Annotated in this window: 22 protein-coding genes; 8 read left to right on the top strand and 14 right to left on the bottom strand. The window is 68.3% G+C overall.

From position 1 onward, the window contains the following. On the top strand, positions 1-666 hold the full coding sequence (locus ACRSBM_RS33380) for a response regulator (protein ID WP_434449700.1): 666 nt from the start codon (positions 1-3) through the stop codon (positions 664-666). A 56-nt stretch (positions 667-722) separates the two neighbouring features. Next, positions 723-1,268: a hypothetical protein gene (locus ACRSBM_RS33385; protein ID WP_434449703.1), complete on the top strand. Its 546-nt coding sequence runs from the start codon at positions 723-725 to the stop codon at positions 1,266-1,268. Here the strand turns inward: ACRSBM_RS33385 and ACRSBM_RS33390 are convergent. Both ACRSBM_RS33390 and ACRSBM_RS33395 read right to left on the bottom strand, forming a co-directional pair. Next, on the bottom strand, positions 1,255-1,365 hold the full coding sequence (locus ACRSBM_RS33390; protein ID WP_434449706.1) for a DUF397 domain-containing protein: 111 nt from the start codon (positions 1,363-1,365) through the stop codon (positions 1,255-1,257). The two genes, ACRSBM_RS33385 and ACRSBM_RS33390, sit on opposite strands and share 14 nt — an antisense overlap. A gap of 13 nt (positions 1,366-1,378) precedes the next feature. Further along, entirely contained in the window at positions 1,379-2,248 is an 870-nt protein-coding gene (locus ACRSBM_RS33395; protein WP_434449708.1) for a helix-turn-helix domain-containing protein, read from the bottom strand. 166 nt (positions 2,249-2,414) lie between these two features. On the opposite strand from ACRSBM_RS33395, the gene ACRSBM_RS33400 reads away from it, so the two are divergent. Then, on the top strand, positions 2,415-3,599 hold the full coding sequence (locus ACRSBM_RS33400; protein WP_434449710.1) for a DUF222 domain-containing protein: 1,185 nt from the start codon (positions 2,415-2,417) through the stop codon (positions 3,597-3,599). 7 nt (positions 3,600-3,606) lie between these two features. Here the strand turns inward: ACRSBM_RS33400 and ACRSBM_RS33405 are convergent, their stop codons facing one another. Genes ACRSBM_RS33405 through ACRSBM_RS33430 form a run of 6 tightly spaced genes read right to left on the bottom strand, consistent with a single transcriptional unit; the run spans position 3,607 to position 8,449 of the window. Further along, positions 3,607-4,542 (bottom strand): asparaginase, encoded by a 936-nt coding sequence (locus ACRSBM_RS33405; protein WP_434449712.1) that lies wholly within the window; start codon positions 4,540-4,542, stop codon positions 3,607-3,609. Then, positions 4,539-5,105, bottom strand: coding sequence for a 1,2-dihydroxy-3-keto-5-methylthiopentene dioxygenase (locus ACRSBM_RS33410; RefSeq protein ID WP_434449715.1), 567 nt, complete (start codon positions 5,103-5,105; stop codon positions 4,539-4,541). The genes ACRSBM_RS33405 and ACRSBM_RS33410 overlap by 4 nt, the downstream gene beginning before the upstream one ends. After that, positions 5,102-5,698 carry a methylthioribulose 1-phosphate dehydratase gene (gene mtnB, locus ACRSBM_RS33415; protein ID WP_434449717.1) on the bottom strand — a complete coding sequence of 199 codons (597 nt, stop codon included), beginning with the start codon at positions 5,696-5,698 and terminating at the stop codon, positions 5,102-5,104. The genes ACRSBM_RS33410 and mtnB overlap by 4 nt, the downstream gene beginning before the upstream one ends. Further along, positions 5,695-6,351 carry an acireductone synthase gene (mtnC, locus tag ACRSBM_RS33420; RefSeq protein ID WP_434449719.1) on the bottom strand — a complete coding sequence of 219 codons (657 nt, stop codon included), beginning with the start codon at positions 6,349-6,351 and terminating at the stop codon, positions 5,695-5,697. The genes mtnB and mtnC overlap by 4 nt, the downstream gene beginning before the upstream one ends. Then, positions 6,348-7,349, bottom strand: coding sequence for a s-methyl-5-thioribose-1-phosphate isomerase (locus ACRSBM_RS33425; RefSeq protein ID WP_434449722.1), 1,002 nt, complete (start codon positions 7,347-7,349; stop codon positions 6,348-6,350). The genes mtnC and ACRSBM_RS33425 overlap by 4 nt, the downstream gene beginning before the upstream one ends. Then, positions 7,349-8,449: an acyl-CoA dehydrogenase family protein gene (locus ACRSBM_RS33430; protein WP_434449725.1), complete on the bottom strand. Its 1,101-nt coding sequence runs from the start codon at positions 8,447-8,449 to the stop codon at positions 7,349-7,351. Before ACRSBM_RS33430 ends, ACRSBM_RS33425 begins: the two co-directional genes overlap by 1 nt. A gap of 139 nt (positions 8,450-8,588) precedes the next feature. Here ACRSBM_RS33430 and ACRSBM_RS33435 point away from each other — a divergent pair, with 139 nt between their 5' ends. Next, positions 8,589-8,792, top strand: coding sequence for a cold-shock protein (locus ACRSBM_RS33435; RefSeq protein ID WP_434449727.1), 204 nt, complete (start codon positions 8,589-8,591; stop codon positions 8,790-8,792). Positions 8,793-9,082: 290 nt separating this feature from the next. After that, positions 9,083-10,159, top strand: a complete 1,077-nt coding sequence (locus ACRSBM_RS33440) for a PLP-dependent aminotransferase family protein (protein WP_434449729.1) — start codon at positions 9,083-9,085, stop codon at positions 10,157-10,159. On the opposite strand, the gene ACRSBM_RS33445 is transcribed toward ACRSBM_RS33440, so the two are convergent. Then, entirely contained in the window at positions 10,125-10,949 is an 825-nt protein-coding gene (locus ACRSBM_RS33445) for a glycosyltransferase family 2 protein (RefSeq protein ID WP_434449732.1), read from the bottom strand. The two genes, ACRSBM_RS33440 and ACRSBM_RS33445, sit on opposite strands and share 35 nt — an antisense overlap. A 94-nt stretch (positions 10,950-11,043) precedes the next feature. On the opposite strand from ACRSBM_RS33445, the gene ACRSBM_RS33450 reads away from it, so the two are divergent. The 3 genes from ACRSBM_RS33450 to ACRSBM_RS33460 are packed head-to-tail and all read left to right on the top strand — an operon-like array spanning position 11,044 to position 12,221. Continuing rightward, positions 11,044-11,493: a MarR family winged helix-turn-helix transcriptional regulator gene (locus ACRSBM_RS33450; RefSeq protein WP_434449735.1), complete on the top strand. Its 450-nt coding sequence runs from the start codon at positions 11,044-11,046 to the stop codon at positions 11,491-11,493. Then, positions 11,490-11,885 carry a DUF5313 family protein gene (locus ACRSBM_RS33455; protein ID WP_434449738.1) on the top strand — a complete coding sequence of 132 codons (396 nt, stop codon included), beginning with the start codon at positions 11,490-11,492 and terminating at the stop codon, positions 11,883-11,885. Before ACRSBM_RS33450 ends, ACRSBM_RS33455 begins: the two co-directional genes overlap by 4 nt. 6 nt (positions 11,886-11,891) lie before the next feature. Beyond that, entirely contained in the window at positions 11,892-12,221 is a 330-nt protein-coding gene (locus ACRSBM_RS33460) for a hypothetical protein (RefSeq protein WP_434449740.1), read from the top strand. On the opposite strand, the gene surE is transcribed toward ACRSBM_RS33460, so the two are convergent. The 5 genes from surE to ACRSBM_RS33485 all read right to left on the bottom strand — a co-directional run bounded on the left by surE (position 12,184) and on the right by ACRSBM_RS33485 (position 18,311). Further along, entirely contained in the window at positions 12,184-12,939 is a 756-nt protein-coding gene (gene surE, locus ACRSBM_RS33465; protein ID WP_434449743.1) for a 5'/3'-nucleotidase SurE, read from the bottom strand. The two genes, ACRSBM_RS33460 and surE, sit on opposite strands and share 38 nt — an antisense overlap. 4 nt (positions 12,940-12,943) lie before the next feature. Next, positions 12,944-13,849, bottom strand: coding sequence for a 1-phosphofructokinase family hexose kinase (locus ACRSBM_RS33470; protein ID WP_434449744.1), 906 nt, complete (start codon positions 13,847-13,849; stop codon positions 12,944-12,946). A gap of 58 nt (positions 13,850-13,907) precedes the next feature. Further along, positions 13,908-14,093, bottom strand: a complete 186-nt coding sequence (locus ACRSBM_RS33475) for a hypothetical protein (RefSeq protein ID WP_434449746.1) — start codon at positions 14,091-14,093, stop codon at positions 13,908-13,910. A gap of 23 nt (positions 14,094-14,116) precedes the next feature. Beyond that, positions 14,117-15,844: a family 20 glycosylhydrolase gene (locus ACRSBM_RS33480; RefSeq protein ID WP_434449748.1), complete on the bottom strand. Its 1,728-nt coding sequence runs from the start codon at positions 15,842-15,844 to the stop codon at positions 14,117-14,119. Between the two features lie 316 nt (positions 15,845-16,160). After that, positions 16,161-18,311, bottom strand: coding sequence for a terpene synthase family protein (locus ACRSBM_RS33485; RefSeq protein ID WP_434449751.1), 2,151 nt, complete (start codon positions 18,309-18,311; stop codon positions 16,161-16,163). Between the last annotated feature and the right edge of the window lie 71 nt (positions 18,312-18,382).

Raw genomic sequence — 18,382 nt, forward strand, 5'->3', positions numbered from 1 at the left:
GTGACTCGTGTTGTCATCGCCGACGACCACCCCGTTTTCCGGCGCGGCCTCAAGGCGTTGTTGGACGGCGAGAACGGCATCTCGGTGGTCGGCGACGCCGCGGACGGGCAGGAGGCCGTCCAGGTCGTCCTCGACCTGGAGCCCGACGTCGTCGTCATGGACCTGCACATGCCGGTGCTCGGTGGCGTCGAGGCCGCCAAGCAGATCCAGGAAGCCCTGCCCGGCGTCGGCGTCCTCGTGCTGACCATGCACGAGGACGACGAGCTCGTGTTCGCGGCGATGAAGGCCGGGTCGCGCGGCTACCTGGTCAAGACGACCGACGACGACGAGATCGTGCGCGCCGTGCAGGCCATCGGAGCCGGCGAAGCGATCTTCAGCGCCACCATCGCGCAACGGATGATGGGCTACTTCACCGCGATCTCGTCGTCCAAGGCCGTGCTGTTCCCGCAGCTCACCGACCGCGAACGGGACGTGCTGGAACTGATGGCGTCCGGCATGGACAACCCGTCGATCGCGCACCGGCTCTCGCTGTCGGGCAAGACCGTGCGCAACCGGGTGTCCGCGATCTTCACCAAGCTGCAGGTGGCCGATCGGGCGCAGGCCATCGTCCGCGCCCGTGAGGCAGGCCTGGGAAGTCCCTCCCAAGACGGGACACCGGTCACCTGACGGCGGGACTGGTCCCCCGCTTCGATCGGCGTCATCCGCCGAAGGGGGCAGACCGCATGGACATCACCTGGGACGTCGCACACGCGCGGCTCAGCCACGACCGAATGCTGCACATCGCCCAGGCGCTCATCTCGATGCGCCCGGAGACCGTCACGCTGGGCGGCGGCGAGCCGCTGGGAGTGCCCGGCCTGTTCGAGATCGTCGAACTGTTCCGCGAGGCCGGCATCGACGTCGTCCTGCGCACGTCCGGCAAGTCACTGCACCCGTCGATGGTGCGGACACTGCTGGTCTCGTGCTCGCGCATCGAGGTGTGCGCGATGGCGTTCACCCACGCCATGCACGCGTTGCACCTGCTCGACATCGGTGCCGCGAAGCTCGACCGGCACGCCGTGTTCGGTCTCGACGCCACCGGCATCCGGCGCGGGTTCGACCGGCTGGAGGACTTCTGTGCCACGACGGCGTTCGAGCTGCCGCACCTGGCGTTCATCGCGTTCAGCGAGACGATCGGGCCGGACCACGCGCAGTACCTGCAGTCGCTCGCGCCCCAGACCGTGCGGGTGACGGTCGAGACGGCTAACACCTCGGTGGTCAGAGCGAGCTGATCAGGGCACGCCAGGCGGGGGTGGAGAACGCGAGAACGTCGCCGCTCGCGTTCTTCGTGTCGCGGACCAGTGCGTTGTGGGCCAGGGAGACCTCCACGCAGCTTTCTCCGCTACCACCGTTGCTGTAGCTGCTCTTGTGCCAGGTCCGTTCCGCCGACATGGTGGTCCTCTCGAAGTCCGCTGACGTACTCCGCCAGCTTGCGCTTCGATTGTTCCGCATCCAGGGCTACGGCATCCAGCCGCTGAAAGAGCCTCCTGGCGCGTGCCACGGCGGCGCTGTCCTGCGCCCACACCTGAGCTGTGTCTGAATCGGTGTACACGACCGGAGCCGCCTTACCGAACTCGTACAGCGTGACCGGGGAGCGGAAAGCACAGACGTTCGCGGGTACGACCCTGAGGATGTGCGTGTTGAAGAGGAGACGCAGGTACTGATCTTCGCGAAGACTCGCATTACCCAACGGCATCCGCAACGCCAGCTCGTGCACGAAGAACACGCATTCCGGCCGGTTGGGCCGCCTCATGATCGCTTGCCGGTCCATGCGCGCCTGGACGAACCTCTCGATGTCCTCAGGTGCCTCGATGTGGGAGTCGACCATCAACTGCCGGGCGTAGTCCTCCGTCTGCATGAGACCGTGCATGATCAGGACATCGTAGGAGAAGATCCTCGTGGCCATCGCCTCTGTCATCGCGAGCGTGCGCAGGTTGTCCGGCACCTGAGCGAAGTACAGGTTGAAAGCGTTCTGGTAGCGGCTCCGGAACTCGTCCGCGAAGTCGATGTCCTTGCCGCACGTCGCCAGGTACTGCACGAGGTCGATCTCGCTCGCTCGTGCCTTCCCCAGCTCGATGTCGGACACCTTGCTCGGATCCCAGCCAAGCTGGATGGCCATCGCACGGCCGTGAAAGTCGGTGCACGTCTCCCTCAGGCGGCGTAGCTCGTCGCCGAGTTCCCGGCTGTACGGGGTGGAAAGGGTCGCGGTCATGCCCTTCGACGGTAGGGATTGGATCAGATCCATGCCACGGGCTCGTTCGGGTGAAAACGTAGTGGCTATGGCGCCGTGTGACACACACGACGCCATAGGCCTTGACCTGCACTTTCATCCGATCAGGGAATGGCATTCGAACACGTGTTCATGCCACGATGAACGCATGTCAGCCCTCGCCCTCTCCTCGCCGTTTGAGCTCCTCGATGAGCTCAAGCGGAAGGTGCGCGCGCTGCAACGGCTTCAGTTCCAGGTCTTGGAGATCGTCGCCGTACTCGATCAGCAGGGGGCGGCGGAAGCGTTGGGCTACAAGGATCTCATCGAGGTCTTCAAACACACGTTGCGCTGGGATCCCAGGGTGTCGCGCCGCAAGTTGAAGCAGGCGAAGGTTTTGTGCCCCACGGTGACGCACGATGGCACGCTCGTGGGGCCGGTACTGCCCGGAGTCGCGGCCGCGATGGCCGAGGGTGAGTTGTCCGAAGACCATGTCGACGTGCTGACCGAGGCGATGGCCGAACTGCCTGCCGTGGCAGAGGTGCACGTCGTCGAGTACGCGCGTCTGCACGAGCCCCGGTCGGCCAGGGCGTTCTGCAGGGAGCTGGTCTATCGGCTCGACCAGGACGGTCCGGAGCCCACGGAGCCGGAGCCGGAGCCGGTCCGGAAGAGGAACTTCCTGTGGCGGCAGTGGAAGGGCGGCCGGTACCTGCTGTCCGCCGACCTGGACGCCGTGACCGGCGCGAAGCTGGACGCGTTGATCGACCCCCTGGCCAAGCCCGAGCCCGGCGACCTGAGGCTCGCACCCGAGCGGGAAGGCGACGCGCTGTGCGAGGTCGTCGATCTGGCCCTGCGCGCCGGTGGCACCAGGACCCACGGCGGCGAGCGTGCCCAGCTGACGATCACGGTCGACTACGACAAGCTGCGCGACGGCATCGGCACCGCTCGCCTCGACAACGGCGAGCACATCCCGATGAACCAGGTCCGCAAGGTCGCCTGCGACTCCGGCCTCGTCCCGACCCTGCTGGGCAGTCGCTCCCAGGTCTACGACGTGGGCCGCAAGACCAGGACCATCAACTCCGGGCTCCGTCGCGTCCTCGTCGCCCGAGATCGCGGATGCGCCTTCCCGGGCTGCACCAGACCACCCTCACACTGCGAGGCACACCATGTCATCCACTGGGCCAACGGCGGTGAGACCAACGTCGACAACCTGGTTCTGCTGTGCCGCCGCCATCACGACCTGGTGCACCAGTCGGAGTGGGAAGTCCAGATCATCGCCGGACTACCGGTCTTCCGGCCACCCGCCTTCATCGACCCACAACGAAGACCACGAACAAACCCGGTCCACGCCGCGTAGCGCCGCACTAGAACACGCTGCCGCGGACCGCGAACACGTCCTCGATCTGCCGGCCGGCGCCCAGAGCGAGCCGCAGGAGCACGCGTGCCTTGCGCGGGCACAACCATCCGGCCATCACCGCGCCGCGCTGGATCAGATCGGACTCGGATCCGGTGAAGCCGTAGGTGCTGCGGAAGGTGGTGCCCGCGCCGGTCCGGGTCGCGACGACGACCGGGAACCGGGCGCGGGAGATCGCCTCGGCCATCCCCGCCGACACGTGGCCGACGCCGGAGGCCGCCACCACGACGCCGCCGACGTTCAACCAGTCGAGGATCGAGCCGTCGTCGTCCACAGTGGCCTCGATGAGCGGAACCGCAGGTGCGTCGAGGGGTCGTGGCAGCGCCGGCAGCCGGTGCGCGGGGTGGAAGTACCGCGGCGAGCCCTCGACGACGAGTCCGAGCGGGCCGGGGAACGACTCGAAGGCGTTGAGGAGGCTACTGTGCGTCTTGCGGACCCAGCGGGCGGCGTGGACCTCGTCGTTGAGGACGAGCAACGCGCCGCGGCCTCGTGAGTTCGCCGCCGCCGCGACGGACACGGCGGCGGTGAGGTTGGCGGGACCGTCCGCGCCGGGCAGGCCTGGGTGCCGCATGGCGCCGGTGACGACGAGCGGTTCTTCGTGCGGCCACAGGCAGTCGAAGAGGTACGCGGTCTCTTCGAGGGTGTCGGTGCCCTGGATGATCACGACGCCGCGCGCGCCTTCCGACACCTGCCGGTCGGCCCAGTCGAAGGCGTCCAGCAGCGTCGGAAACGTGAGCGAGGCGCCGGGGATCGTGGCTAGGGTGGCGATCTCGCCGACTTCGAGGCCTTGGACGAGGTCCTTGGCGCCCAGAGTCGGCGACACCGCGCCGGAGCCCGTCATCGTGATCGTGCCGCCGAGCGATGCCACCGCCACCTGTGAGCTCATGCGATTCCTGAACGCAGCTCGTCGAAAGTCGGGAACTTCGTCGCGATGTCGCTGCCGGTGAAGTTGCCGATCCAGCCGTCGTCGTCGTGGAAGAACCTGATCGACACGTAGTCGGGCGTGGTGCCCATGTCGAACCAGTGCGTGGTGTTCGCCGGGACGCTCAGCAGGTCGCCGGCCTCGCAGAACACCGCGTACACCCTGTCGCCGATGTGCAGGTAGAAAACGCCGGCGCCACGGGCGAAGTAGCGGTCCTCGTCGTCGTCGTGCGTGTGCTCGGCGAGGAACTTGTTGCGGAACTCGACGGCCTTCGCGCGGTACTCGTCGGTGTCGGCGGGGGTCATCTCCATCGCGTCGACGTAGGTGTAGCCCTCCGTCTCGCTGACGCGGGCGACGTCCTTCTCGTAGATCTCCAGCGCGTTGTCGGCGGTCACACCGTCCACAACGGACCAACGGTGGAAGCGCACGCCGTGCTCCTTGAGCGCGGTGGCGATCTCCTCGGCGTCGGTGGTGCGCAGGACGGTCTGCTCGGGGTCGGAGTCCGGCCACACCGTCAGCAGCGTCATGAGTGCCTCCCCGTAAAGATGTCTCGCGTCTCCACCTTGAAGCGCAGCAACCACTCCAGGCATTCCAGGCGGTGCCGGGCATGCATGAGGTCCTCGCCCCACACGTACACGCCGTGCCGTGCGACGAGCAGCGCCGGGACCTTCGGGTCGAAGCCCTTTTCGAAGGCGTCGCCCAGTTCGGCCATGTCCTGGGAGTTCCTGACGACCGGGATCACGACCTCTTCGTGGTCGTGGCGGCCGAAGCCCTTGAGCATCTCCAGGTCCCGCAGGACCACGCCGTCCGGCCAGTGTTCCGCCGCGACGACCGTTGCCAGCGCGTGGACGTGCACGACGGCGCCCGCACCGGCCACGTGCGCGATCCTGGCGTGCAGGGCGGCTTCGGCGGACGGGACCTTGGCGCTGTCCACGGCGTTGCCGCCGGAATCGATCACCACGCTGTCCTCAGCGGTGATCTCGCCCTTGTCGACGCCGCTGACCGTCACCGCGAGGCGGAGCGGATCACGTTGCAGGACAACGGACAGGTTCCCCGAAGTGCCGCGCATCCAGCCCAGCTGCGCGTAGCGGACGCACTCGCGGGCGAGCTCTGCCGTCACGAGAGTTCCCAGACCGTCGGGTGGGGCGTGAAGTCGGCGTTGGCGTACGGCTCACCGGCGCGCGCGACGCCGACCGTCTTCCAGCCCGCCTCCTGCGCGGCGTGCAGCTCGGCCGGAACGTCGCTGTAGAAGGTGATGTCGTCGCTCTGCAGCACCGAGGCGATCTTGTGGTACGACGCGGCTTCCCGTTTCGGGCCCGCGTTGACCGTGTCGAAGTGGTGCTCCAGCAACGGGGTCAGGTCGCCGTCGGTGGTGTGCCGGAAGAACGCGACCTGGCCCGCGACCGAGCCGCTCGAGAAGATCGCCAGCTTCACGCCGTCGTCGTGCCACTTGCGGATCGCGGGGACGACGTCCGGGAAGAACTCCGCCACCAGGTCGCCCTGCGCGTAGCCCTGCTGCCAGATGAGGCCCTGCAACGTCTTGAGGGGCGTGACCTTCTGGTCGGCGTCCATCCAGTCGTGCAGTGCCTTGACGACGTCGTCGTGCCCTGCGAGCTCCTTGATCTGCCGCACGGCGTCGGCGACCACCGGGTCGTCACCGTGCTGCTCGATCCACGGCCCGAGCCGCGGGCGCGCGTAGTCGTAGAGGACGACCAGCACCTGGTCCGTCGCGCTCAGCGTGCCCTCGATGTCGAGCACGACCCACTTGCTCACCGCTGTTCTCCCTCGTAGTACTCGTCCAGCGCATCGGCCCGGTAGACGCCGCGGTCCGTCACCACGGTCGTGACGAAGCGCGGCGGCGTCACGTCGAACGCCGGGTACAGTCCTTTCACCCTCGGCGTGGCACTCGGCCTGCCCAGCACCTGCAGCACCTCGGCGCCGTCGCGGTACTCGATCTCGACGTGGTCCGTCGTGGGCGCCAGCCGGTCGGGTGCCTGCACCTGGGCGTGGAACGGTACGCCGAACGCGTGCGCGGCCAACGCCAAGCCCAGTGTGCCGACTTTGTTGACGACGTGCCCGTCCATGGTGACCCGGTCGGCCGCCGTGACCAACGCGTCGACCTCACCGCTTTGCAGGACCGCGGCGCCCATGCCGTCCGTGATGAGCGTGGTGTCGACGCCCATCTCGATCAACGTCTCCGCGGTGAGCCTGGCTCCCTGCAGGTAGGGCCGGGTCTCGGTGCAGAAGAAGCGCAGTGTCTTGTTCTGGCGCTGGGCCGCTCGGACCGTTTCCGTGAGGTACAGGTCGGCCCAGCAGTGGGTCATCACGGTGGCGTTGTCGTGCAGCAGGTTCGCGGTGTGCTCGCCCAGCGCCTGGCTCCTGGCGCGGTACCGGCGGTCGCCTTCGCGAGCGCCGGCGAGCGCCGCGGTGACGTCCTGCGCGGCGTCCACGTGCTCGAGGACGATCTTGGCGGCCTTGCTCAGGGCGTTGTTGGTGCGCCTGGTGTTCTCGAGCATGCTCGCGGTCCTGGCGAGTTCTTCGCGGGCTTGCGCGAAGGGCTTGTTCTCGAGGGCCCTGGCCTTGAGGACCAGGCCGTAGAGGACCGCGAAGTACGGGCCCGAGGACTGGGTGACCATGTCCTCGATGGCCCGCGCGACGTCCTCGGCCGTCCGGCACAGCACCCAGTCGCGTTCGAACGGGAACCGGCGGCGGTCGAGGATCAGCACGCCGTCGTCGGTGAGCCGGACCGAGTCGGCGAGCACCGGCTGCATCAGCTGTACCCGGTGTGGGCGGGGCGCGCGCCGGTCAGGAAGTACTCGCCGACCTCACGGGCCTTGTAGACGACCGGGTCGTGCAGCGTGAGCGTGCGGGCGTTGCGCCAGAAGCGGTCCACGCCGTACTTCGCGGCGGTTCCGCGCGCGCCGACCTGCTCGAAGATGCGGCTGGTGACCTCGTTGACGAGCTTCGTGCTGACGACCTTGGCCTCGGAGATGGTGACGGCGACCTCCGCCCGCTTCGCCGGGGTGAGGGCGCGGCCGAGTTCGGAGGCTTCGCGGAGCTGCCGCGCCGCCTCGTCCGCGAGCAGCCCGGCGGCCCTCGTCTGGGAGACCATCTCGCCGTACGCGGCGACGATGTACGGGTCCTCGGTGGCCGTTTCGACTCCGCTGACGAACCACGGGCGGGTCTTCGTGCGGGTGTAGTCGGCGGCCTCGGCGAGCGCGCCCTCCGCGATGGCCACGTAGAGCTGGGCGAGCACGAGCTGGAAGCCGATCGCGGCGAGGCTGATGCGCGGGTCCTCGTTCGCCGGCTGGACGCCGAGGATCTCCGTCACCTCGACGTTCTCGAACGTCACGCCACCGGACGCGGTGAGGCGCTGGCCGATGTTGTCCCAGTCGTCCAGGTAGGTGATTCCCGGCGCCTTGCCGTCGAGCAGGAACGTGAGCTTCTCGCCGTTGTCCGTACGGGTGGCGCTGACCACGATCCGGTCGGCCACGGAGGCGCCGGTGGCGAACGTCTTGCGGCCGTTGAGGGTGTAGCCGGTGCCGGTGGGGGTGAGTTCGAGTGCCGCGTCGAGCGGGTTGCTGACGCCGGCCCAGAACTGGTCGGGATGCACGGTGAAGGGCGTGTCGAACAGGCCGCTGCGCCAGATCTGCAGGTAGTGGTACCCGAGGAGGTGCCCGGCGTTGGCGTCGGCGGCGCCGATGATCCGGCCGACCCTCTGCTGGGTCGCCCAGTCGCGGACGTTGAGCAAGCCGCTCTGCCGGAGCAGTTCCACCTCTTTGCTGGGCGGCTGGTTGGCCCGGTCCCTGTCCGCGGCGTCGGACCTGAGCGTCGCCGCCACCTCGTGCGCGACGTCCAGCCAGTTCGTCATCCCTGCTCCTCTCGGTGTACCCGGTTCAACTTACTTCGTCACACCACCGGGCTAACCACGATGTGAGAGAGACCGTCCACTGGCAGACTGCCCGCGCGCCCCGTTCTGCGGGGGCACCAACATCTAGGGAGCAATTGGTATGGCGCAGGGCACCGTGAAGTGGTTCAACGGCGAGAAGGGCTTCGGATTCATCGCGCAGGACGGCGGTGGTCCGGACGTCTTCGTGCACTACTCGCAGATCCAGGGCAACGGCTTCAAGTCGCTCGAGGAGCAGCAGCGCGTGGAGTTCGAGATCGGCCAGGGTCAGAAGGGGCCGCAGGCGCAGGCTGTCCGCGCCATCTGATTCAGCTCTTCGGGTGCCCGTTCGGCTTCGGCCGGGCGGGCACCTGTGCAGTGGCAACCGAGGGAGTCGAACCCTGCGCGGCTTGTGAAGGCGGCGCTCCAGTACCGGCCCTAACCCTTCGGCTGGGCGACGGCTGCCCTGTTCAGTTGAGAGCCTGTACTCAATGAGTGCGTCTTACGTCACGTGAGATACCCACAGTGTTAGACGTCCAAACGCTTGAAGACGTTTCATGTTTCACCCGGCTGCCCCAGCAGTGCCAGCCCGAATCGTGGGAGTTGTACGCTCCGCGCATGGCCTCGATCCTGTTCACGCGCGGAGCGCCCTCTCTCGACATCATCGACCAGGAAGGCCTGCGCGACGCGGCGCAGAGGGCCTTCACGGACGATCCCGGCGGCACCTTCGCGTACGGCACGAGCGTGGGCTACGTGCCGTTGCGCGCATGGCTCGCGGAGCAGCACGGCGTCGAGCCGGAGCAGGTGCTCGTCACCAACGGCTCGATGCAGGCCGACGCGTTCCTGTTCGAGCTGCTCGTGCAGCCGGGCGACGACGTGGTGGTCGAGGCGCCGACCTACGACCGCACGCTGCTGAACCTGCGCCAGCGCGGCGCCAAGATCCACGCGATCGAGCTGGAGACCGACGGCATCAACGTCGACACGCTCGAGAAGCTGCTGGAGAGCGGTGTGCGCCCGAAGCTCGCGCACATCATCCCGAACTTCCAGAACCCGGCCGGCTACACGCTGTCCGAGGCGAAGCGGGCGCGTCTGCTGGAGCTGTCGGCCAAGTACGACTTCGTGCTGTTCGAGGACGACCCGTACGTCAAGGTGCGGTTCGAGGGCGAGCCGCTGCCGACGATGCTGTCGCAGGACAAGAACGACAAGGTCGTCTACGCGTCGTCGTTCTCCAAGACGATGGCGCCCGGCATCCGCTGCGGTTACCTGGTCGGCCCGAAGGCCGTCATCAAGAGCATCCAGGACATCGCCACCACCACGTACATCTCGCCGAACATGGTGGCGCAGTCGATCGTGAACTCGTACTGCCGCTCCGGCCGGCTCGAGGAGTCGGTCGCGAACGTCCGCACCGCGCTGCGCGCCCGCAGGGACGCCCTCGTCACCGCGCTCCAGCGCGAGCTGCCGGAGGCGGTCTTCACCGCGCCGCAGGGTGGTTACTTCATGTGGGTCGAGCTGCCGGGCGTGTCGACCGACAAGCTGGTCCCGGTCGCGAAGGAGCACGGCGTCGAGTTCGTGAAGGGCTCGGACTTCCTGCTGGAGGGCGGCGACAACGCGTTCCGCCTCGCCTTCTCGGGCGTCACGCCGGAGCAGATCGACGAGGGCATCACGCGCCTCGCCGCGGCTGTTCGAGCGCTCTGATCTGCGCTTCCAGGTGTTCCGGCAGCGCTCGTCGCTGCCGGAGCGCCTGACCCAGCAGGGGCAACGCCGCGCGGAACGCCTTCAGGTCCTTCAGCGACGCCGCCAGCGCATTGGTCACCGGTCGTCGCATCCACGAGGCCAGCACGGCGTTGCGCCGCTCGACGACGTCACCGCCCGGCTCCCGGCCCGTGGCCGGATGGTGGTGCGCCACCACGTCCTCGACGTAGCAGAGCGCCCACCCCGCCGCTGCGAGGTCCCACGACAGCAACGTCTCCTCGCCGCGGAAGAACAGCACCGGGCTGAAGCCGCCCACGTCGAGGAACGCCTGCCGGCGCACGATCGCCGAACAGGCCATGAACCCGAGCACCGAGGGCCCCGCCACCCCCTCGCCCAGCGGACTGTGGCGCAGCAGCGGCGTGATCGGGTCGGGACTCTGCGACGGCCCCACCAGCGTGCGCGCCGCGATCACCGCCAGGTCCGGGTGCTCGTCGAAGATCGGTTCGGCCCGTTCCAGCGCGTCGGGCGCCCACCAGGAGTCGTCGTCGGCGAAGGCCACGAACGGTGTCCGTGCCGCCCGCACGCCCAGGTTGCGCGCGACCGCGCCGCGGTTCACCGCGGACTCCAGCAGTAGAACGTTCGGGAAATCGTTCCGCACACGGGAAACCGTGTCGTCCGCCGACGCGTTGTCGACGAGGATCACCGGCACCGCGAGCTCGCTGAGGTGGGACAGCGTGCGCAGCAGGCTGGTCGCGCGGTTCCGCGAGGCGATGACGACGGTGGTCCGGGCCATGCCAGTCGGCTACCCCGAGGCGCACCGCCGACACGCAGTCTGCTGCACCACACCCTTTGGACTTCGGCCTGCCCGCGAGATAGCGTGTGCACAAATGATTAGCACACCAAGCATCCCGGAGAACCCGCTCGAGCTCGAGCGGCAGGTTTGCTTCGCCCTCGCTGTGGCATCCCGAACGGTGATCGCGGTCTACCGCCCGATCCTGGAGCCGCTGAACCTCACGCATCCCCAGTACCTGGTGATGCTGGCGCTCTGGGAGCGGTCGCCGCGCACCGTCAAGGACCTCAGCGCGGTCCTGCAGCTCGACCCCGGCACCCTCAGCCCGCTGCTCAAGCGGCTGGAGGCGGTCGGCTACCTCGAGCGGCAGCGGGACAAGGCGGACGAACGCGCGCTGGCGCTCACCCTGACCGACGCCGGGCGGGAGCTGAGGAAGGAAGCGTTGAAGATCCCGTTCAAGGTCGTGGAGCAGCTGGACATGACGTTCGAAGAGCTCGCGCAGCTGAACCAGGTGCTGCACAAGGTGATCGCGAAGGCGACCCGGTGAACCCCGCGCTGAAGGTCTGGTACTACGCGGGCGGCAGGGTTCCGCTGAAGTACAAGGACTTCGTCTACGCCGACGTGACCGGTCCGAAGTGGTTGCTGCGCTTCACGGTCCGCAGCCTCGTGCAGGTCACACCACTCACGACGGCCATCACGCTGGCGCTCGTGTTCGGCCTGGGATCGCCGTGGCCGCTGGCAATCGCGTGCGGTGCGCTCGGTTTCGTTGTAGGACTGTACTTCGCGTTGTCCTACGCGCCGGAAAGTGTGGATTATCGGCTCACGAAGTACGGGTATCCAAGAGGATCAGCGACGCAGGGGCGTCGGGAACGAACGGCTGTGAGGGACCGCGAACGGCAAGCGAAGTACGACGCGGTCTGGCGGCGATCCGAAGGGTAGAGACCTATGGCCTTGTTGAGCGACCAGTTCGAGTTCACGAGGCCGCAGGCGATCACTCTCACCGCCGGGTTGGTGCAGCTCGCTTTCGGATGGCTGGACATGTTCGGCCTGGACCCGAACTACCACGTGATCCAGATCGGGGTCGGCGCGCTGGGTGTCGCGATGGCGTGGCGGCTCCAGCACGCGCGGATGTACGGGCTGTTGCTGCTCCTGGCGTTCGGAACGCTGGCGTTCACGCTCGACGAAGTGTCGACCGAGGGTTTCCTCGGGGTACGGACGGCGTTGCTGGGACTCGTGATCACGCTGACCAAGCCGGCAAAGGCCGCTCCGAAGTGACGTCGCGGCCCACCGAGTGCAGGGCCGTCACCGTCGCGAAGCCCTCGGCCAGCAGCGCCGTGTCGGTGCCCGGCACGAGCGACTCCTCCGAGTAGACGGCGACGACCTCGACCTCACCGTCGTCCAGTTCGTCCACCCGGCTCTGCACGGTGCCGAAGCGCGCCAGCTCGGCCCAGCGAAGTCCTTGCACCTCAACGATGTTCGGCACGTTCAGTGACAGCACCGTGGCGGCGGGCATCTCCAGCAGCATCGGCAGGACGGCACGCACGACCTCGCCTGCCTTGTCCCACAACGGTTCGGGCCCGTCCAACCCGACGTCGAGCGAGACCGCCATCGACGTGACGTCGTTGACGTGCGCGGTCAGCGCCGCGCCGACGGTACCGGAGTGCAGGACCGCGCGGCCCACGTTCGCGCCGAGGTTCACCCCGGACAGCACCACGTCGGGTTTGCCGCCGAAACCTCCGTTGCACGCGACCAGCGAGATCAGGCCCGGGTGCGCCGCGACGGCGTAGGCCTCCACGTCCAGGCCGGGCAACGGCCTGCGCTCGCTCACCACCCTGCCCGAGTCGCCGACAGCGGCGACCGAGGCGCTCGTGCCGCTGGACTGGGCAGACGGCGCCGCCACCACCACGTCGAGCCCGCACCCGAGAGCCGCGGAGGCCAGGGCGGCGAGGCCGGGAGAGTCGATTCCGTCGTCGTTCGTGATCAGCGCGCGCATCCGCTCATTCCTCGATCGGCTCCAGTTCGACGCGTTTGCTCAGCTCGCGCACGGCGTCTCCACTGCCGCTGCCGAGGCCGTGCCGCGTCACGTTCACCGCGCCGGCGGCCGCGCCGAGCTTCACCGCGTCCGTCAACGACATACCCAGCGCGAGGCCCGCTGAAATCCCCGCGGTCATCGAGTCGCCGGCGCCGCGCGTGTCTACGGCCTCCAGCCGGGGCATGCGCACGAGGTAGAGCTGGTCTTCGAGCAACGCCAGCGCCGGCTCGCCGGCCCGCGACACCACCACGCCCCGCACGGACGAGGAAGCGATCTCGCGGGCCTTCTCGATCAGCTTCGGCAGTTCCTCCTCGCCCAGCTCCTCGTGCGACACCTTGACGATGTCCGGGCCGCCGCGCACCGCTTCGGCGAGCCGCTCCCCCGCCAGGTCGACGATCACGCGGCAGCCGTTGCTGGTCAGGTCGGAAGCGAGGCGGTGGTACGTATCGTGGGGCAGCACGCGGTCGTCGGACGGCCCGCTCAGCACGGCGGTGCCCGCGCGGATGCCCTCCACCAGTGCCATCTCGTACACGTCGTCGAGTTCGTGCCGGGACAACGCGTCCGGGAGCATCTCGACCATCTCGGACCTGCTGCCGTCGCGGCGGTCGTGCACGTAGGAACCGTTGCGCGCGGCCACTTCACGCGCGCGCAGGGCGACGTTCTCACCTTCCAGAAGGGCGCGCAGCACACGGCCTGTCTCGCCGCCCAACGTCACGCACACCACGGCTTCGACGCCCAGTGCGGCGATCATCCTGGACTGCCAGAAACCCTGGCCGCCGGCGTGCAGGTGCACGTCCGGCTCACCGTCGAGGTCCTCGACGGTGACGGTCAGCTGAGGGGACGGGGCAAAGACGGCAACTCGGGCATCCACGACACCCTGGTACCCGGTGCGGGTGAAGGCTACTCACCCGCACCGGACCAATCGGGGATCACGCGCCGGAGCCTCCGGTCGGGTCGTCACCGTCCTGCGGTGCGGGCGCGCCGCCCGGTTGCATCTTCTCGTCGGCGCGCCACTCACCCGGTTGCGTCATGTCGCGGTACTCGTCGACCTCCTGGGGCGTCGGGTCGATACCGGCCTCTTCGGCGAACTCTTCGGCTTCTTCCGGATCCGTCATGCCCGGCGGGTACCCGCTAGAGCTCAGCAGACTCCGCCGTCGCGCCAGACGCCCCACTGGCCGGTGGTGCCGGGCTCCTCGCCCTGCGTCCACCACTGCGCGGTCCACTTGTGACCGTTGTGCGAGACCACGTTGCCGCCGGTGTAGACCTTCGAACGCTCCCATGCCGGTTGCGTGCAGGGACCGGGCTGCTGACCGCCGGTATCCCACGGGACCTGCGTGGACGCGTAGAAGTTGATGCCCATGGTGGTCCAGCGCGGGCCCTGAGCGCCCAGGCGCACCTTGAACTGGTCCCAGTTGTGCGTCGACCACGGCGACCACGCCAGTTCGGCGATGGCCGCGAGCCGCGGGAACGCCATGTACTCGATGTCCCGCGCGGTCACCAGCGTCTCGCTCCACAGTGGAGCTTCGACACCGCGGACGGCGGACTCCGGGACGCCACTGAGGTGCGTGCCGGGGTTCCACTCGTAGGCGGTCTGCACCTCGATGTAGCCGGCCCACGACAGGCCGAGTGGCGTGCTGGCGTTGTACTTCATGTCCAGGTACGCCTTGTTCGCGGGCGACATGATGACCTTGTTGCCGCGTGCCACCGCTGCCTGCACCGTGGCATTGGACGTCGAGGTGCCCCAGTACTGCGGGATGGCGGTGGTGTCCGTCGTGGTCTTCACGAACTCGTGCCAGCCGAGCACAGTCTTGCCGTACTTCTTCACGATCGGCAGCGCGCGGTCCATGAACGCCTGGTAGTCGGCGTCGGAGGTCGCGTGCGCCTCGTCGCCGCCGATGTGGAAGTACGGGCCGGGCGTCAGCGCCGCGATCTCGCGCACCACGTCGTCGACGAACTGGTAGGTGATCTCCTTGTTGACGCACAACGAGGAGTAGCCGACCTCGATGTCGGTGCGCAGCGGCGGAGCCTGGCCGTTGCAGTTGAGCTCCGCGTACGAGGCCAGCGCCGCGTTGGTGTGGCCCGGCATGTCGATCTCGGGGATCACGGTGATCTTGCGCGAGGCCGCGTACTGCACGATCTCGCTGTACTGCGCCTTGGTGTAGTAGCCGCCGGGACCGCCGCCGACCTGCGTGCTGCCGCCGTAGGTCGCCAGGCGCGGCCAGCTGTCGATCACGATCCGCCAGCCCTGGTCGTCGCTCAGGTGCAGGTGGAAGTAGTTGATCTTGTACAGCGCGAGCTGGTCGATGTAGCGCTTGACCGTCGAGACCGGGTGGAAGTGCCGGGCCACGTCGAGCATCGCGCCGCGGTAGGAGAACCGCGGCTGGTCGACGATCAGCGCGCCCGGCACGGTCCACGGACCGGCCTGCACGGTGCCGCTCTCCACCTTGGCGGGCAACAGCTGCCGCAGCGTCTGCACGCCCGCGAACAGTCCTTCGGACGTGTTGGCGCGCAGCACGATGGCGTTCGCCGCGACGTCGAGCTGGTAGCCCTGCTGCCCGACCGTGCCCGGTGCGCCCGAGAGCAGCAACGAGATGCCGTCCGCCGGGGTTCCGGTCGCATCCGACACCGGCAGGGCGTAGCCGGTCGAGGGCCGCAGCACGCCGGCCAGGAAGGTGCCGACGTCGCGCGCGGCCGGGGCGGTGTAGATCTTCGTGGCTGCCGTCAGCGTGTGCGTGACACCGCTTCTGGCCTGCACCGACGCCGGGACCGGTACCAGGCTCCGCAGTGGTTCCGCGGCATGCGACTGCGCGCTCACGGACAGCGCTGCGGTGACAGCGATGACCGCGGCGAGAACGCGAGTTCTCACGACTCCTCCTCACGAGGCGGGGGCGGCGGCCCTGCCCTCAGCCTGGTCAAACATCCCTTTTGTCGTCAATGGTCTGAGCCAATTCTTTCTTCGAGACCTGCGAGGGACTTCAGTAGGCGGGAAGCTGAAGGGAGTTCACGATGTCGGCGAAGTCGGCGGGCGGCTCACCGTTCGCCTGGCTCTACAACGCGACGTCCTGGTTGGCGAGGACGTACGGTCGCAGGATCTCCTCGTAGCGCCCGAAGGCGGTGGAGGGTTCGCGGACAGCACAAGGTGCCGACCAGCGCTGACCGCGCGGTCGGGGTTCGACAGCGGCCTAGGCGCGGGAGGTGATCCGGGCGGCCGACGTGCCGATCCCGGACGGCCGCCGGCTGAACGCCCCGGCGAGCAGGTGGGCGTTCACCGGTGTGCGGATCTCCTCTTCGTAGTAGCGCGAGGTCTCCACGTGCCAGTGCGTGACCCCGACGATCCAGTCCTTCAGCTCGTCGGCGTACCGGGTCAGCGCCGCCCGCGTCGCGGAGTCCAGCGACAGGTCGTCGAAGAGCTTCGGCAGGTCGGTCTCGACGGCCCGCACGAACTGCCCCATCCGGGCGTCCATCAGCTTGAAGGTGATCTCGAAGGCACGCGGCTGCGAGACGCCGAGGAAGTTCTCGACCACCCGCACCATGTTGTGCACCTCGCCTTCGTACTGGATTTCCTTCAGGTACGAGATGGTGTCGTTGACCATGAACGTGTAATCCATCGCGGATCGCTCCATGGTCTGCACGACGCGCGTCCGCCAGATCTCCGGCGGCACGGTGGTCGAATGCGAGAAGCGCGACAGCGACGTCGTCAGTTCCGAACCGAACGTGGACCGGCGCATCTCCAGGTAGTCGACCGGATCCGGAATGCGGTTCTGCTGGATGTTGACCACCTCCCACGCCCAGGCGTCCAGCATCGCGTCGACCGCTTTGCGGAACTCCTCCCGGAACGACTGGGGCATCGGCGCGGCGGTCCTCTGCCACAGGTCGGCGAGGGAGCGCTCGGTGGCGTTGGCCGGCACCACGGTCTGCACCAGGTCCAGCGGCATGCACTGCTTCAGGCGCGCGGTCTGGTGCTTCAGCCCGGCGAGGTCCTTCAACCGGCCGAACACCCACGGGTAGTAGTCGTCACCGTAGGTGCCCCAGGTCAGCCACGCGGCCGAGAGGAACAGCTCGGACGGCGTGCCGTCGGGGTCCATGCACACCGACGCCAGCGCGAGGTCGAAGCGGCGGTTCTTGGCCTCGTCCCAGATCCCTTCGCCGTGCAGGCCCACCTCCTCGCTCCAGGCGATGACCTCCTCCCGGCACTGGTCCAGGTGCGGCGCCATGCCGAGCGGGAACGGGACGTCGTACGTCGGCCTCGGGTACGGCTGCACGATCTTCGGGACGTTCGAGAACTGGCGGAGCCGCTGCGGCATGGTCCTGGCGAGCGAGCCGAGGATGCCCGGCTGGGGTTTCGGGTCCTTGTTCGTGTACCGCGACGACCGCAGGTGCCACTCGTGGCCGCCCGCCTGCCAGTCCTGCAGGCCCTTCACGTACCCCAGGACGGCCGCGCGCCCGATGGGGTCGACGGCGTGCTCGTCGAGCAGGATCGGCACCTCGGTGAGCGCCGTGTGCTCGAACTGGTGCAGCCGGGACGTCAGCAGGTCGTTGACGGCCTCGGCGGCGTCCTGGGTGCCGATGTCGAGGAACTTCTCGAACACCAGCACGCTGTTCGAGAGCTCGCCCTCGTCGAACACCTCGCGTTCGTAGGAGAACAGGTCGTTGCGCAGGTGCACGGCGTCGCTGAACGTGTCCCTGAGCACCCCGATGGGACGGCTTCCGGCGATGTCCGCGGGCACTTCGAGACCGACGGCGTGCTCGACGAGGTTCGCGCTCCACGGCGCGCCGCCGACCTTCCGGCGCATCTCGATGTACTCGATGGGGTTGCTCAGCCGGTTGGCGCTGATGTTGTGCAGCTCCCACATCGACTCGTCGAGCAGGTGCTTGGTGTTGGCGGCGAACCGTTCGCGCCAGTCCCGCGAATGGGTTCCGACCGTGCGGCGCCACAGGTCCGCGAGGCCCTTCTCGACCGGGTTCGCCGGCTCGTCGCGGATGGCGGCGTCGACCGGCATGAACAGCGGCAGCCGGTCGAGGTACGCCTGCGCGCCCTGGATGTCCGGATTGCGCTTGTAGAGCTCGACGAAGTGGTCGTCGAAGTAGAAGACCCAGACGTACCAGTCGGTGATGAGGTCGAGCGCCTCACCGTCGCAGTCGGGGTGCGTGTACGCGCAGAGCAACGCGTAGTCGTGCGACGCCAGGTCCTCGTCGGTCCAGATCACCGTCCCGTGCTGCGGCACTCCGACCATGTCCATCTCGTGCGCCCAGGCCCGCGCGTGGACGCGGGCCCGCTCGAGGTTCGGGTTCAGCCGGGCCGGGTAGGGCGTGTAGAACTCCGGCAGCTGCATGTGCGTTGGACCTCCGCGCGGTGGGCGTGACGCCCTGAACGCAACCAGCCCACCACGCGAGCGCACCAGAT

The sequence above is a fragment of the Lentzea xerophila genome, assembly GCF_051094245.1.
Taxonomy (GTDB): Bacteria; Actinomycetota; Actinomycetes; order Mycobacteriales; family Pseudonocardiaceae; genus Lentzea; species Lentzea xerophila.